The organism is Salinicola sp. CR57, from assembly GCF_003206585.1.
Lineage (GTDB): Bacteria > Pseudomonadota > Gammaproteobacteria > Pseudomonadales > Halomonadaceae > Salinicola > Salinicola lusitanus.
Map to the genome: position 1 here is coordinate 116,940 of NZ_PZJL01000005.1, position 14,941 is coordinate 131,880.

A 14,941-nucleotide genomic window follows, 5' to 3' on the forward strand; every position below is an offset into this window, starting at 1 on the left:
TTCGATGTCGGCGGGCCGGAAACGGCCCGCCGACGCGTTGTGGTTCGCTTGGGTTTGTACGAAAAGGCGACGGCGCTCGGCCACCCCAGGGAATCCTGCCCCATGACCAGCGTCGCGATCTTCGTCGACACCCAGAACGTCTACTACACCACACGCGACGCCTACGCCAAGCAGTTCGACTATCGCCGGTTCTGGGCGCGGGTGACGGCGGGCCGCGAAGTGGTGACCGCGCGCTGCTACGCCACCGACCGCGGTGACGCCAAGCAGCGCGGCTTTCAGAACACGCTGCGCACGATCGGCTTCGAGGTGAAGCTGAAGCCTTTCATCCAGCGCGCGGATGGCTCCGCCAAGGGCGACTGGGACGTGGGCATCACCCTCGATGCCATCGAGTACGCGGCCCGGGCGGATGTGGTGGTGCTGGTCTCCGGCGACGGCGACTTCGACCTGCTGGCGCGCAAGATTCGCGAGGTCCACGGCAAACGCGTGGAAGTCTACGGCGTGCCCAAGTTCACCGCGCATTCGCTCATCAACGCGGCGAGCCAGTTCATTTCCATCGAGGGCAACCTGCTGCTGGGTTGAGGCGAGGATCGGAGATCCGGTGTAGGGCGAGGTGGCCTCGATTTCAGCTCAATGCCTTGTGCATGAGGTAGAGATCGCAGTCCGGATACTGGACGATGCCGGCGTGCTGCCAGCCGTGGCGGGCGTAGAGGCTCTGGCTGTCCTGGGTGGTCAGATAGATCGTGTCTTCGCCGAGGTGACGTGCCGCCTGTTCCACGCTCTCGATCAGTAGACCGGCGACGCCCTTGCCGCGATGGTCGGGGTGAACGAACACGGCAGCCAGCCAGGGCCGCAGACTAGGGCGAAGATCGCAATCGTCATCGAACAGGCTCGCCATGCCGACGGGCCGATCATCGATATGGGCCACGACGGTGAGCGGAATATCGTGGTCGCCGGCGGTCTGCCTGAATCGTTCCAGCGTACTTTCGAGCGTGCGTGCCGAGCCCACGCCCCATTGGCCGTAGGTCCAGGCTGCGCAGGCGTCGACAAAGTCCGGTCGATCGACGAGTGAGCTGATTGTCACCGGCGTGGCATTTTCCAAGTGTGCTCCCCTTCCATCAGTGGTTGAACGGCCTCCATGGCAGAAGTTTCAAGCTCGCTGAACGATCCAGTTGATCGTGCCGGCGCCTCAGCGAACGGCGACAGCACTCTTGCCCGTCCAGTCACATCGGCAGACTGCCGCGCAGCGATGGCGTCTCACCGATGCACCCAGTCCAGATGCTCGAACGCGCCGCGGGCATGATCCTCGCGAAACATCTCGTGGTCGCGGCGCACGCGGTCGGCGGCCTCGACAGCGAACTCCACCATGTCCTCGGTGAACAGTGCCGGTGGGCCGATGGCGTCGACGATTGCGGGTTCGATATCGTAGTCGAGTCTGCCGGATTCGTCGGAGAGGGCGTGCACGCGGGCCAGGACGCCACCGCAGATGTGGGCGTAGTCCTTCCATTCGCTTTTGGAGAGATCGTCGAGATCGATATCGTCACGAAACGGGGCGCGCTCTCGGGAGAGATAACTCAGGCCATCGAACTCGACGTGCCCGTAGAAGATATCACCGCGCACCAGATGCACGGCCTGGGCATGGCTGACGCGCTCGGCAAGGGAGTCCATCTCGTAGGGGGAGGGCGGCACCAGGCCGGACAGGGCGGAACGCCGGGCCTGCTTGAGTTCGACGATCAGGTCGTCCTTGCCCTCGCCGCCGGGGCCTTCGATCAGCACGTAGTAGCGGTTGAGCCCCAGTGAAGCGGTGCCCTGGCCGAGCCGGATCGCGACATCTTTCACGCGTACGCCGTCGCCATCGTGCGCGCGGGTACGGTCCGGTATCTCGATGTCGTTGTCGACGATCAGGCGATCCATGATCGCCTGGAACTCCTCACGCCGCGAGGAGATCGGCACCAGCTTTTTGGTCGGACGATACCCGCTGCGCGTCTCGTCGAGATAGTCGTCGGTCAGCCACTCGGCGCGATCCTCGTCGGCATCCTCGAACAGCTTCTTGATCAACTTGGGCGCGTTGTCGTGGCGCATCTCCTCGTCCTGCTCGGTGCCTTCCCTCGCCAGTCGCGCCATCTCCTCGATATAACCCTCCACGAATCGGCGCACGATCTTGATGCGATGCTTGCGCTTGAGCTCGCCTTCGACCTCCGCGGCGATCATGAAGCCCACCGCGCCACGCTTGATGTCCCAGGTGAACGGCGCGTAATACGCTTCGTCGAAGTCGTTGACCGAGAAGATCGGCACGTTGTCGATATTGGGCATGACGCCGAAATTGCCGGGATGAACGTCGCCCAGGGCGAGCACGGTTGGCATCCAGGCGTCGTCGCCAGCCATGTCGCGGTAGAACAGCAGCGCGGTGCCGCGAAAGAATGAGAACAGCGAGTCGGAGAGCTTGGCGAACTTGATGCTTCCTTCCTCGGAGCCATTGGCGATCCGCATCCGATGATCCTCGCGCAGTGTCTGGCGCAGGTGGCGTCGCCGCTCGTGGCCGGTCAGCGCGCGCGGCCGCAGGACGAATTCTCCGTCGGCCACCGCTTCGGCCAGGCGCTTGAACGTCTCGAATCGCGTTGCCGCCTCCGGTGCGGGCTCCTTGGGCGGATTCTGCTCGAGCGCCGCCGACAGTTGTGCCTTGGTCATCGACGAGCGACCCTCGATGCCGCGTTGCTGGGCCTGTTCGTATAGCGCTTGGCGGGTGGGCTCCGATTGTCGAGTCATGGTTGCTCCTGGCCGATGCGGACTGTGGTGAATGACGAGAGGGCGGTGATACGTCCAGCATGAACGACTTCGTGAAGTCGTGCATGGGGGCGGCGGGATAACCGGCAGGCGCTATCAAGCCCCGGATCGCCAATTGTGTTCATCGGCAACGGCCCCTCCGTCTCATCCTACCGATAGCGCTGGCGCGCAGATGATCAACCCGGCAGGGTAACGATGATCGCGCCCCGATCCGTCGCCACGACCGTATGTTCATACTGCACGGCGGGAGCGCTGGGTTCACTGTAGAGCGTCCATCCGTCACTCCCTTCGGCGGCCCAGAGCCCACCCCGGGAGAGGAACGGTTCGACGGTCAGAACGAGCCCCTTGTTGATACGCCGCTTGTCGTTTCGGGTCGGCCAGGTCGCGATTTCTTCAGGATATTCGTGCAGGGATCTGCCTACGCCATGGCTGGCGAGATTGCGAATGAGCGTGTAGCCCCGATCCGAGGCAAAGCGCCCGATTGCCTGGCCAATACCCGCCAGCGGCTTTTCGCTGCAGACCTTGGCAATGCCAATTTCCATGGCAAGTTTGCCGTCACGGCAGAGACGCTCCAGCGGAGGCTCCACCTGGGCGACACGGAAAGTTGCCCCGGTATCCGCGAAATAGCCGTCTTTCGACGCCGAAACATCGATGTTGACCAGGTCACCCCGCGCGATCATTCGCTCGCCTGGAACGCCGTGGGCGATCTCTTCATTGACGCTGATGCAGGTTGCTCCAGGGAAGTCGTAAATCGCTTGTGGCGCCGATAGTGCCCCCTCTCGCTCCAGCAACGCCTTACCGATCTCGTCCAGCTCTCGCGTCGTCATGCCTGGCTCCATCGACCTCGCCATGGCGTGCATCGTATTGGCGACGATACGGCCGATGGCTTTCAGCCCCTCCAGTTCGGCCTGCTTGGTAACCGTCATTCCTGGGTCCTTTGCTGAATCGAGTTGTTCATCCGACGCGAGCCTGCAGGCCGCAACACGATGATGCCACGTTGGCGGCAAGTGAACTCAACGGTTTCTTGAACCCACGCCACGAGCGCTTCGTCGGCGGAGCTCGAGCGCTCGAGCACGTTGGCTCGCGCTGACAGAGCCTCGAAGCTGGCGCGGCAACGTCTCGGGTCGCCCTAGACCGTTATCTGGGCACGGGCGAAATGACGATCGGCGGTGACCTATCCCCGTTGAAAAAATGGCTGGCGGCAGCGCACGATCCGATTGTGGATCGTACGGCATGGCGGGACGGTTTGACGGAGGCAGGCTTTTGCACCTTCCTTGGCGCTTTCGCGCCATCGAACCTGGGGAACGGCAATTCCCCCTCTGATGATCAGGCGTTCGTCGGCCAGGCCGCCAGAGCCTGATCGGCTACCGTATCGAGGGCTTCTCGACTGAACCCGGATTTGGCCTGCACCGCCATGCCGTGAGTCACCGCCATCAAGAACGCGGCCAGCGCGGCGCAATTTGTGGTTGCCGGCAGATCTCCCTCCTGCTTCGCCCGTTCGAAGCGCTCGCGTAGCTGGGCTTCTCCCTTCGCGCGCGCTGTTATCAGCGCCTGGCGCACGGGTTCCGACTCGTCCGCCCCCGCCAGCGCGCCATTCACGATGAAGCACCCGCTGTGCTCCGGATGGCGGGTATTCAGTTCGGCGACACCGCGGAGCACGTGCTCGGCGACGTCTCGGGAGGTCGACTGCGCGAGCGCCTCCGGCAAGAAACCCAGCTGTTGCGCTTCGTAGCGCTCCAGGGCGCGAAGGAACAGGGCTTCCTTGTTGCCGAAGGCCGAGTAGAGTGCGGGCCGTTCGACCCCAGTGGCCTGGGTCAGATCGTTGTAGGACGCGCCTTCGTAACCCTTGCGCCAGAACACGCACAGCGCTGCCTCCAACGCCTGCTCCACATCGAACTCTCGACGTCGTCCCATGGGACTCTCCTTTATTTCGTAACGGCCATTATAAAACACTGGACAGCTGCGAGCCATTTCGTAATCATCGTTACCGTAACGGTCGTTATTTAATTTGGGTCGTCAACGGTGAGGTCTCGATCCGCAGGCGACATGTCATCGGTCAGGAGGAGCAGAGATGGATCGGATATTGGAAGGCAAGGTCGCGCTGGTCACCGGCGGCTCGCGGGGACTCGGCGCGGTAACGGCAGCGCGGCTGGCGGAACTGGGTGCCGATGTGGCAATCAGCTACGCCTCTTCCGCCGACAAGGCGAATACGGTTGTGGAACAACTGAAGTCGACAGGGGCTCGCACGATGGCGATCCAGGCGGATCAGGCCGATCTCTCGGTCGCCAGGCCGTTGATCGACGCCGTCATCGCCGAATTCGGCAAGCTCGACATCCTGGTGAACAACGCCGGCATCGCGATCCAGGGCCAACTGGTGGACGACCCCGCGCTGGATGGCGAGCAATACAACCGTCAGTGGCAGGTCAACGTGATGGGGACCATCGCGATCACGCGGGCGGCGGCGCCCAAGCTGACCGATGGCGGTCGCATCATTTTCATCGGTTCCCTGCTCGGATCCTACGTGCCTTTCGCTGGCGTCGCCGATTACGCCGCCACCAAGTGGGCGCTTGCCGGCTATGCCAAGGGCATCGCTCGCGACCTCGGCCCGCGCAACATCACGGTGAATGTGGTACAGCCGGGCATCATGCCCACGGACATGGCCTCGAACGTGGCCGGTGAGCTTCCCGACCGTGACGCCATTCTGGACATGCACCCGATCCGTCGTATCGCGACCCTGGAGGAAGTGGCGGACATCGTCGGTTTCCTGGCCGGGCCTTCCGCCGGCTACGTCAATGGCGAGGCCATCAATGTCGCTGGCGGCTTCGGCATTTAGGCGTAACTGAACTTCGGCGCAACCCGCCGCTTCGCGTGAGTCGCGAGGCGGCGGATATGGCATTCTCAGACTACTGGTAGGAGGGATGAAAGCAGATTGGTCCTAGTTTTGATCGGCTCTGCTGACCTCAACGCAAACCCTCGATCTGGCGCAATCGCGGCGCGGCGAAATCGATGAAGGCGCGAACCTTCGCTGCCGCGCGGCGCCCCTCCACGTGCACGAGATGAACCGGCAGCGGGGCGGGCTCGTGCTCTTCCAGCACGGTCTGGAGCCTACCTGACTCGATATCGGGCCCAACCTGATACGACAGCACGCGGCACAGCCCCCAGCCTCGCCTGGCGATATCGATGGCCGCGGCCAGGCTGCTGACCGTCAGTCGAGGGTTCACCCTGACGCTCTGCGTCCCGTCCCGGCCAAGCCGCCATTCGTCGAGAGGAGGCGTCGCCCCGCTCGCAACTACACGATGAGAAGCGAGATCGCTCGGCGTCTGCGGGCGGCCATGCGTGGCGAAATAGTCCGGCGAGCCGCAGATAACGCGGCGAACCTGACCGATCCGGACGGCGGAGAGTTCGGATGAGGGCAGGTGGCCGATACGTACGGCGATATCCAGGCCTTCCTCGACCAGGTTGACGATGCGGTCGACCATCAGTACGTCGGCGCGAATCCGGGGATGCTGGTCGAGGAACTCGGTCAGAAGCGGCGCGACATGGATTCGCCCGAACTCTTGCGGACAGGTGATTCGCAGCTGTCCGACCGGCGTGTTGGCCGCGCCCGAGGCCATGTCGTCGGCGGCCTGCAGATGCGCGAGGATGTCGCGCACTTCCCCGAGATAGGCCCGGCCGGCTTCGGTCAACCTGACCTGTCGTGTCGAGCGGGTGAAAAGCCGTGCGCCGAGGGTGGTCTCGAGGGTGTTGATGGCTCGCGTGGCGGAGGGTGCGCTGAGCCCGGTGGCGCGGGCGCCCTTGGCGAAGCTCTCGGCTTCGGCCACGGCGACGAAAACGTTGAGGGCCTGGAGGCGGTCCATGATGTCCAGCTTGGCTCGAGAGGAGTGATAGTTTCAGAATATAAAATAGTTCCTTTCAGAATGCGCCTATTCTTTCGTAATCCAAGTGGTTCTAGAGTGACGGCTCCGATCACCCGATCATCATCGCGATGAGGGAGCCTGTCATGTCGAACGCCGACCTTGAAACCAACGCCCTTACCGATCAGCCCGTACAGCTTTATCGCAACCCCAAGTCGGGCCATTGCCACCGCGTCGAGCTGATGCTGGCCCTGCTGGAGGTACCCTACGACACCGTCGATCTCGACATGGCCAATGGCGCTCACCGCGAGCCCGCCTATCTGAAGCTCAGCCCGCTGGGGCAGGTGCCAGCGATCGAGGACAACGGCATCACGCTTTCGGATTCCAACGCCATCATCACCTATCTGGTCGAGCGTTACGGTGACCCTGCAGTCTGGATCGGCAACGAGCCGCTCGAAAAAGCTCAGGTGCAGCGCTGGCTCTCGATTGCGGCGGGCGAGATAGCCGCTGGCCCCTGCGCCGCGCGACTCGTCACCGTGTTTGGCGCACCGCTCGATCACGAGGCCGCCAAGGCCAAGGCGCATGGTCTGCTGACGATGATGAACGCCCACCTCGAGGATCGCGACTGGCTGGTGGCTGACCGGCCGACGCTGGCCGATATCGCCGGCTACAGCTATATCGCCCACGCCCCGGAGGGCGGCGTGAGTCTCGATCCCTATCCGCACGTCCGGGCCTGGCTGGCGCGTATCGAGGCGCTGCCCCGCTTCATCGGCATGGCGCGCTCGCCGGTGCTGGCCTGAGTCGAGGACGTTCGGACGGAGGTCGGTCATGACACGCGAAACGATGCTTTCCCAAGAGACGACTCTCCAGGAGACGCCGTTCCATCAAGGCGAGCTCGAAGCGCAGCGGCGCGCCGGCGTGGAAAGTCTGGCCAGTTCGGCCGGCAGCTTCATCCGTGACCACATGCCCGAGCAGCATCGCGAGTTCTTCGCTCAGTTGCCGTTCATCGTCATGGCCGCCGGCGATGCGCGGGGGCGACCCTGGGTCACGCTGCTGGAGGGCGACGAGGGTTTCATCGAGACGCCCGATGCGCGGACGCTGGCGATGGCAGCCACGCCCGATGCCCAGGACCCGCTGGCCTCGGCGATCGTGGCCGGGGTCGACGTGGGCCTGCTCGGTATCGAGCTGGCAACGCGTCGCCGCAACCGGCTCAACGGGGTGGTCCGGTCGGCGCAGGAGCGTCTGGTCGTCGAGGTGCAACAGAGCTTCGGCAACTGCCCGCAGTACATCCGCGAGCGCGAGTGGCGGCGCGTCGAATTCGTGGCCGCGCCGGACGCCGCCGTCTCCGAGCGACTCGATAGCGGGCAGCGTGCGCGAATCGCCGCGGCTGATACCTTCTTCATCGGCTCCGTCTCCGGCTCCGTTTCCGCTCACGATTCAGGATCGGAGCCCAGCGCGAGCCGGGGTTACGACGCCTCTCATCGCGGAGGCGAGCCCGGCTTCGTACAAGTGACCGAGAACGGAACGCTGCGGATCCCGGACTACGCCGGCAACAACTTCTTCAACACCCTCGGCAACCTGATCCAGGATCCCCGGGTGGGACTGCTGTTCGTTGATTTCGAAACCGGCGGCCTGCTGCAGGTCACCGGTCGGGCCCGCATCGACTGGGCGCCGCAGGAGAGCCAGGGAGAGAGCCGCGATCCGAACGCCAAGCGCTGGATCGAGGTGAGCGTCGAGCAGGTCGTCGATCGGCCGGCCGCGCTGGCCCTGCGATGGCGGCGGGAGGAAGAAGCCCCGCTGCGGCTGACGGTCGTCGACAAGGTGGCAGAGAGCGACCAGATCACCTCTTTTTACCTGGCCGAGCCCGAGGGTGGCGCGCTGCCGCCATTCCAGGCCGGCCAGCATCTGGCGGTCGAGCTGGATATTCCCCAGCATTCGGGTCGGGTCGGTCGCAGCTACTCGCTCTCGGGATCGCCCGCCGAGGGGATCTACCGCATCAGCGTCAAGCGCGAGGAGCGGGGCACGGCATCACGTTTCCTGCACGACGGAATCGCCATCGGCGACGCCATCGCGGCACGCCCGCCGGCGGGGGAATTCGTCCTGCCGTCCCGGCGAGGGCCGCTGGTGCTGGTCAGCGCCGGGGTAGGGATCACGCCGATGCTGGCCATGCTGCACGCGGTGGGAGCGGAAGCGGAGAACGAGGGGCCACCGGTCTGGTTCGTGCACGCCACGCGCAACGGCGGGACGCACGCCTTCCAGGCCGAGGTCGGGGAATTGTTGGCCAAGGCCGGCAACGTGACACGACGCATCTTCTATAGTGCACCGCGCCCGAATGACACGGCAGGTGTCGATTACGACACTGAAGGCCGCCTCACACCCGACGACCTGCTCGAACTCGGCGCTGGGGCGGACGCGAGCTATCTGCTCTGCGGCCCGGCCCGGTTTCTCGCCGAGATCAGCGCCGGGCTGGAGGCGCGCGGTGTCGCGGCGGATCGGATCGACTTCGAGACCTTCGGTCCGGCGGGGTGAGACGCCAGCCGCGCCAGGGTCGGCGACTCCGACTAAAGTCCTAATCTCGAGACCCGCGCCTCTGCAAGGAGACTTGGTACGCTAGCGAGTCATCGCAGCTTCCGTTTCCCCTCGCCGTGCGGCGAGTATCTTCTTCATCGCTCCCGAACCGAGCGACTTTTTCACTGCTCCCGAACCGAGCGTTAAGGCGAATCCATGATCATCTCAGGCCCTTCCGATTACCGCCGAGCTGCCAAGCGGCGTGTTCCTCGCTTTCTGTTCGACTATCTCGACGGTGGCGCGGTGACCGAGAGCACGATGCGCAGCAACGTCGAGGCCCTGCAGGCCATTCCGCTGCGTCAGCGGGTGCTGCAGGGCGGCGGCACGCCGGCGCTCGAGACCGAGGTGCTCGGCAGCCGCTGGAAGCTGCCGGTGGCGCTGGCACCGGTCGGGGCGACCGGCATGTACGCGCGTCGCGGCGAGGTCCAGGCCGCCAGGGCGGCGGAAAAGGCCGGCATTCCCTACACACTGTCGACAGTGTCGGTCTGCTCCATCGAGGAGGTGGCGAAGGGCGCTGGCGGAGAATTATGGTCCCAGCTCTACGTGCTGAAGGATCGCGGCTTCATGCAGAACGCACTGGAGCGCGCCTGGGCGGCGGGTATGAAGACACTGGTCTTCACCGTCGACATGCCGCTGCCGGGCTCGCGCTACCGCGACCGCCACTCCGGCATGTCCGGCCCCCATGCCAAACTGCGCCAGACCGTCCAGGCGCTGACGCACCCCCGGTGGGCGCTCGACGTCGCGCTCAAGGGCAAGCCTTTGTCGTTCGGCAATATCGAGGCGTATACCGGCCGCGAGATGAACATGGACGACTACATGGGGTTTCTGGCCAAGAACTTCGATCCCTCCATCAGTTGGAGCGAGCTGGAGTGGATCCGCGATAGCTGGAAGGGCAATCTGATCATCAAGGGGCTGCTGGACAAGGAAGACGCCCGGGATGCGGTGCGCATGGGCGCCGACGGCATCATCGTCTCCAATCATGGCGGACGGCAGCTCGACGGCGCCATCCCCACCGCGAGGGCGTTGCCGCATATCGTCGACGCCGTCGGTGACGAGCTGACGGTGCTGGCGGACTCCGGCATTCGCTCCGGGCTGGATGTGGTCAGGATGCTGGCGCTGGGCGCGAAGGGGGTGCTGCTGGGCCGGGCCTACGCCTATGCGCTGGCGGCGGATGGCGAGCGCGGCGTCTCGCATCTGCTGGAGCTGATCGCGGCGGACCTGCGCGTGACCATGACGCTGATCGGTGCCCACTCGCCTGCCGATATCAATGCCAGCCATCTGGAATCGGCCGTGGAGTCGCTGGCGCGCGAGCAGCGCCCGGCAGTGGCGTCGCCGGAAGCCGCCAAGTTCTGAACCCGGGAAGTTACCTTCGGTCGTTACGACGATGCCCCGCTGGCTTGCGCCAGTGGGGCATCGTCGATCCTGCCGTCGTGATCAGGTCGAGCTGTCGGTCTCGTCCGCGGCGGCCGGATCGTCGCTGGCGGCGTCGGCTTCTCCGCCAGTCATCGTGGAATCGTCCTCGGACATGGCAGCGCCGTCCTCGTCATTGGCGGGTTGACCCGCATCATCCCGTGTGACGCGCCACACCGCGTTGGTCAGGTCGTCGGCGATGATCACCGAGCCATCCGGCGCAACGGTCACACCGACCGGGCGTCCCCGTGTCCTGCCGTCATCGGTGAGGAAGCCGGAAACGAAGTCGACGGGATCGCCGGCAGGCTCGCCGTTCTCGAACGGCACGAAGACGACCTTGTAGCCGACGGGATCGGCACGGTTCCAACTGCCGTGCTCGCCGACGAAGGCGCCATCAGTGAACCCACCCCCCACGGCATCATTGGAGAAGGCGACACCCAGGGGCGCGCGATGTGAGCCCAGGCTGTAGTCGGGGGCGATCGCCGACTCGACCAACTCCGGGTTCTGCGGTTTCACTCGCGGGTCGATGTGCTGTCCCCAGTAGCTGTACGGCCAGCCGTAGAAGCCGCCATCCTGGATGGAGGTGAGGTAGTCCGGCACCAGATGCGGGCCGAGCTCGTCACGCTCATTGGCGACGGCCCAGAGTTGGTTGGTTCCAGGCTGGATGGTCAGCGCAGTGGGGTTGCGCACGCCGGTAGCGTAGGCGCGATGCGCGCCGGTCTCCGGGTTGATCGCCCAGATTTCCGCACGGTCCACCTCGGCTTCCATGCCACGCTCGGTGATATTGCTGTTCGAGCCGATCCCGACGTATAGCGTCTGCCCGTCGGCGCTTGCCGTCAGCGCTTTGGTCCAGTGGTGGTTGATCTCGGCGGGCAGCGGCGTCACGAGCTCGGGCTCGCCGCTGGCCTGGGTCTGGCCTTGCTGATAATCGAATCGAACGAGTGCCCCCTGGTTGGCGACATAGAGGTCGTTGCCGACCAGGGCGAGGCCGTAGGGCGCGTCGAGATTCTCGGCGAATACCGTCTGTTCTTCGTAGGTGCCGTCTCCGTCGCTGTCACGCAGTAGCGTCAAGCGGTTGCCACCCTGGACCGAGGTCTTGCCCTTGGCCTTGATCACACCGGCGATGAAGTCCTTCGGCTTGAGTTTCGGGGCGTGGCCGCCACTGCCCTCGGCAACCAGGATATCGCCGTTCGGCAGCACCAGTGTCTGACGCGGAATCTTGAGATCGGTCGCGATGGCCTGAATGCTGTAGCCATCCGGTACCGTGGGTAGCTTGTCATCCCAGGGCGCCTGCTCGGGGACGCTCATGTTGGGCAGCAGGCCGCGCTGGGGATCGGGCAGCTCCGGGTTGGCGCCATACTGCTGATCGTCGTCAACGGCGTGGGCGCCTCCCGCCAGCAGCAGGATCGACAAGGGGGCGGCATAACGCAAGCGGGTTGATCTGTTGGCGTGTCTCATGAGTAACCTCCGCTCTTGCGGCTGGTGAATCCAATCCAGATGGCGGCGAACGCGAGCACTGCGACGACCACCGAGAGGGTCAGGCCCGTTGGCATCATCGCCCAGGCATCCCGGGCGTGGACCAGAGCATTGACGAAGCCGAGGACCCAAGTCACCAACAGCAGCACGAAGTAGAGTATGGAGAGGCCGCGGCTGCCGGCGGGGCGAAAGATCCCGATCAGCGCGCAGATCAGCGCAAAGCCGCAGAACACCAGGCCACCGGCGATCAGCCAGGAGGAGAAGGTGGCCCACTGGATGTTGAAACTCGTGAAATACGCGTAGTCGCTCAGCGCGGCACCCAGGAAGAGCGGGAAGCCGCCGGCAAGCAGCATTCCGTGTAGTGGATTCGGCCCGGTGCGGACCGGTCGTTCGGCAGTGGCAATCATGGCAAGCTCCTTTTGCTGGTCAAACGAAGACACGTCACCGGGGTGGCAAGGGCCTTGTCGGGGGGAGACATCCCGTCCATTGGGGAAAGTGTAGTTGACTCGTCGAGCCCTCAACATGCCGATCACGCGTCCGTTCCCGCCGAACGCGTCGGCAGGAACGGCGATGGCGGCCAGGCCGCGGACTTCAGGATGAGTCTGTCGGCTATCCAGCGCGCGGGAGCGCTACTTGAAGACTCCAGTCGGAGCGAGTGTCGAAATCTTTCCCCCAGCCTGCCGGAACCGATCGAAATAGTGCCTTGAATCCAGCAGTTGATACGGGAAATAGAGTCCGGGTGGCGTGGCTGGCCCGCCATCGAGTCCCAGCAGCCTCTCTAGCACCAGTGCCACCCCCAACCCGGTCAGCGGCATCTGGCCCTCGGGGTGGATCACGGCATGCCGCGTGCGTAGCGACTTGTCGTCATGATCGCGTCCGGTGAGCTCGACCAGAATCTCGGTGGACATCGGCTCGCCGCGTCGGCGGCTGGAGCTGACGCCGATCGCGAGGTTGAATTCGATGTTCGGCGCGCCGGTAGCGGTGGCCAGGGCGACGACATCGTGGGGCGAGAGCGCGGAGGCTTCCATCTCGATCCCATCGGCGGCGAGGAAGGTGGTCTTGAGGTCAGCCCCGGTTCGCCAGATCCAGGCGCCGTTGCGACGGACCTGAACGGCTGGAATGGCCTGCGTCTGGCGCTCGAGATCGTCGAACGCGGCCGGTCCGCCTTCGTCCTGGATATCCAGCAGCGCGCCAAGCCGAATCGAACCGACGTGGCTGAACGCCTTGGCGAATTCGAGCGTGGGGATCGTCGTGGCGCCCACTAGCCACTCCGTGCCCAGCACCACTGGCGCGGCATCCGGCGCGTGCATGTAAGCCGCGATCTCCGAACCGATCTCATACAGGGCGGGTGAGATGCTGAGATAGGGGACCTTGCGGGCCAGGGCAAAGGCGAGCGCAGCGGTACTCGTATCCGTGAAATAGATCGCGACCGCGCTGATCGGCCGTTTGCCAAGGCCCAGGTCGGCTGCGGCGAGGTCGACCGTCACCGCTTCGGCATGGCCAATCTCCCGGGCCATGAGCTGCGCCTTGTCGAGATCGCGGCCGCCAATCAGCAGCGGTACCTCCGGATATGAGTGGCGCAAGTACTTCGCCGTCTGGCGACCGACGATGCCGGCACCGCCGACGAGCAGAATGGGATCGGGTGTCATTGCGACGTCTCCTGGGATCGTGATAGAACCTACCAAAAGTANNTACTTTTGGTAGGTTATCAACGAGGAGTGATCGATTGGTAAGCGAGAAAAAAAAAGGCAATCCCCGGGAGCAGATGGAAAAGCCCGCATCGCGCCGGCTTTCCCGTACCCAGCGGCGGCGACAACTGCTGGATGTGGCGTTGACGATCGTCCGTGATGAGGGCGCCGACCGGTTGACGCTGGGACACCTGGCAGCTCGCGCCGGGATCTCGAAACCGGTCGCCTACGACCATTTCGGTACGCGTTCGAGGTTGCTCATCGAACTCTACAAGTCGATCGACCAGGCACAGGCCGCGGCGCTCCAGGCCGCGCTGACCACCGGCGAGCGCAGTATTGAGGAGACCATCGCCGCTCTCGCCTCGGCCTACATTCACTGCTACGCCGATACCACTGGCGAGTGGCACGCGATCGGCGCGGCGCTGGCGGGGAGCGAGGAGAAGGAGGCGGTTTATCAGGAGCTGCTCGATGGTTACGTCCAGCTGTTCGCCGCCGTGCTGAAACCGCATGTCGATCTGCAGCAGGCCGAGCTGGAGCGGCGCTGCATCGGTCTGATCGGCGCCGGTGAAGCCTTGTCAGCCGCGATGGTGCGCGGCAATTGCGGTGAGGCCGAAGCCGCAGAGACTTTCGCATCGCTGATTCGGGGCGGGTTGCGAAAGCTCTTTTCATATCGATCAGACGAGGAGGCGTGAATGGATCTGAAGCCGCGCTATGAAGCCTATATTGCGTGTCTGAACGCACGAGATCTGGACGGACTCGATGAGTTCGTCAGTGACACCGTGATCCACAATGGTTCGGAGCTTGGCCTGAGGAGGTATCGCGAGATGCTCGCCGGCGACTACCGCGACATACCCGACCTGCGCTTCTCCGTCGAACGGCTGGTATGCGACGCCACGACCGTCGCCAGCAGGCTATGTTTCGATTGTCATCCCAAGGCCGAGTTCATGGGGCTACCCATCGACGGTCGGCGGGTCGTGTTTCACGAGAACGTCTTCTATCGTTTCGCCGAGGGGAAGATTCAGCAGGTGTGGTCGGTCATCGACAAGACCGAGATCGAACGGCAGCTGTTCGACTTGTGAGTTCCCTCTCCGCATTGCATCGGGTCGCCGAGAGCGACCCGTGTGCTCATGGGTGATTTTGATCCAGGCGCTTCAAAACTGCCGG

General features: G+C 64.4%; 15 protein-coding genes. 7 read left to right on the forward strand and 8 right to left on the reverse strand.

Annotated features, from left to right (window positions below):
* Nucleotides 1-102: 102 nt before the first annotated feature.
* Entirely contained in the window at nt 103-579 is a 477-nt protein-coding gene (locus DOM56_RS07145) for an NYN domain-containing protein (RefSeq protein WP_110708150.1), read from the forward strand.
* A gap of 43 nt (nt 580-622) precedes the next feature.
* Here the strand turns inward: DOM56_RS07145 and DOM56_RS07150 are convergent, their stop codons facing one another.
* From DOM56_RS07150 to DOM56_RS07165, 4 genes are all read right to left on the reverse strand, one after another.
* Nucleotides 623-1,081, reverse strand: coding sequence for a GNAT family N-acetyltransferase (locus DOM56_RS07150; protein WP_157958178.1), 459 nt, complete (start codon nt 1,079-1,081; stop codon nt 623-625).
* A 173-nt stretch (nt 1,082-1,254) separates the two neighbouring features.
* Nucleotides 1,255-2,763, reverse strand: a complete 1,509-nt coding sequence (locus DOM56_RS07155; protein ID WP_110708152.1) for a DUF2252 family protein — start codon at nt 2,761-2,763, stop codon at nt 1,255-1,257.
* A gap of 194 nt (nt 2,764-2,957) precedes the next feature.
* Complete coding sequence (gene map, locus DOM56_RS07160) at nt 2,958-3,788, reverse strand: type I methionyl aminopeptidase (protein ID WP_232822218.1); 831 nt, start codon at nt 3,786-3,788, stop codon at nt 2,958-2,960.
* A gap of 319 nt (nt 3,789-4,107) precedes the next feature.
* Entirely contained in the window at nt 4,108-4,695 is a 588-nt protein-coding gene (locus DOM56_RS07165) for a TetR/AcrR family transcriptional regulator (protein WP_110708154.1), read from the reverse strand.
* Nucleotides 4,696-4,852: 157 nt separating this feature from the next.
* Between DOM56_RS07165 and DOM56_RS07170 the strand changes: the two genes are divergently transcribed.
* Nucleotides 4,853-5,614, forward strand: a complete 762-nt coding sequence (locus DOM56_RS07170; RefSeq protein ID WP_110708155.1) for an SDR family oxidoreductase — start codon at nt 4,853-4,855, stop codon at nt 5,612-5,614.
* A gap of 127 nt (nt 5,615-5,741) precedes the next feature.
* Here the strand turns inward: DOM56_RS07170 and DOM56_RS07175 are convergent, their stop codons facing one another.
* Nucleotides 5,742-6,638: a LysR family transcriptional regulator gene (locus DOM56_RS07175; protein WP_110708156.1), complete on the reverse strand. Its 897-nt coding sequence runs from the start codon at nt 6,636-6,638 to the stop codon at nt 5,742-5,744.
* A 143-nt stretch (nt 6,639-6,781) separates the two neighbouring features.
* Between DOM56_RS07175 and DOM56_RS07180 the strand changes: the two genes are divergently transcribed.
* The 3 genes from DOM56_RS07180 to lldD all read left to right on the forward strand — a co-directional run bounded on the left by DOM56_RS07180 (nt 6,782) and on the right by lldD (nt 10,556).
* Nucleotides 6,782-7,435 carry a glutathione S-transferase gene (locus tag DOM56_RS07180; protein ID WP_110708157.1) on the forward strand — a complete coding sequence of 218 codons (654 nt, stop codon included), beginning with the start codon at nt 6,782-6,784 and terminating at the stop codon, nt 7,433-7,435.
* Nucleotides 7,436-7,463: 28 nt separating this feature from the next.
* Nucleotides 7,464-9,164 carry a pyridoxamine 5'-phosphate oxidase family protein gene (locus tag DOM56_RS07185; protein ID WP_198655712.1) on the forward strand — a complete coding sequence of 567 codons (1,701 nt, stop codon included), beginning with the start codon at nt 7,464-7,466 and terminating at the stop codon, nt 9,162-9,164.
* Nucleotides 9,165-9,359: 195 nt separating this feature from the next.
* A complete protein-coding gene (gene lldD, locus DOM56_RS07190; RefSeq protein ID WP_110708158.1) occupies nt 9,360-10,556 on the forward strand; it encodes an FMN-dependent L-lactate dehydrogenase LldD in 1,197 nt (398 codons plus the stop codon).
* 81 nt (nt 10,557-10,637) lie between these two features.
* On the opposite strand, the gene DOM56_RS07195 is transcribed toward lldD, so the two are convergent.
* From DOM56_RS07195 to DOM56_RS07205, 3 genes are all read right to left on the reverse strand, one after another.
* The gene (locus DOM56_RS07195) at nt 10,638-12,071 is read right to left on the reverse strand and encodes a sorbosone dehydrogenase family protein (protein ID WP_110708159.1); all 1,434 of its coding nucleotides are present in this window, start codon (nt 12,069-12,071) and stop codon (nt 10,638-10,640) included.
* Nucleotides 12,068-12,496, reverse strand: coding sequence for a DUF2231 domain-containing protein (locus tag DOM56_RS07200; protein ID WP_110708160.1), 429 nt, complete (start codon nt 12,494-12,496; stop codon nt 12,068-12,070). Before DOM56_RS07200 ends, DOM56_RS07195 begins: the two co-directional genes overlap by 4 nt.
* Nucleotides 12,497-12,718: 222 nt before the next feature.
* The gene (locus DOM56_RS07205) at nt 12,719-13,738 is read right to left on the reverse strand and encodes an NAD(P)-dependent oxidoreductase (RefSeq protein WP_110708161.1); all 1,020 of its coding nucleotides are present in this window, start codon (nt 13,736-13,738) and stop codon (nt 12,719-12,721) included.
* A gap of 116 nt (nt 13,739-13,854) precedes the next feature.
* Between DOM56_RS07205 and DOM56_RS07210 the strand changes: the two genes are divergently transcribed.
* A complete protein-coding gene (locus DOM56_RS07210) occupies nt 13,855-14,469 on the forward strand; it encodes a TetR/AcrR family transcriptional regulator (protein ID WP_198655713.1) in 615 nt (204 codons plus the stop codon).
* Nucleotides 14,470-14,856: an ester cyclase gene (locus DOM56_RS07215; protein WP_110708162.1), complete on the forward strand. Its 387-nt coding sequence runs from the start codon at nt 14,470-14,472 to the stop codon at nt 14,854-14,856.
* Nucleotides 14,857-14,941: the final 85 nt, after the last annotated feature.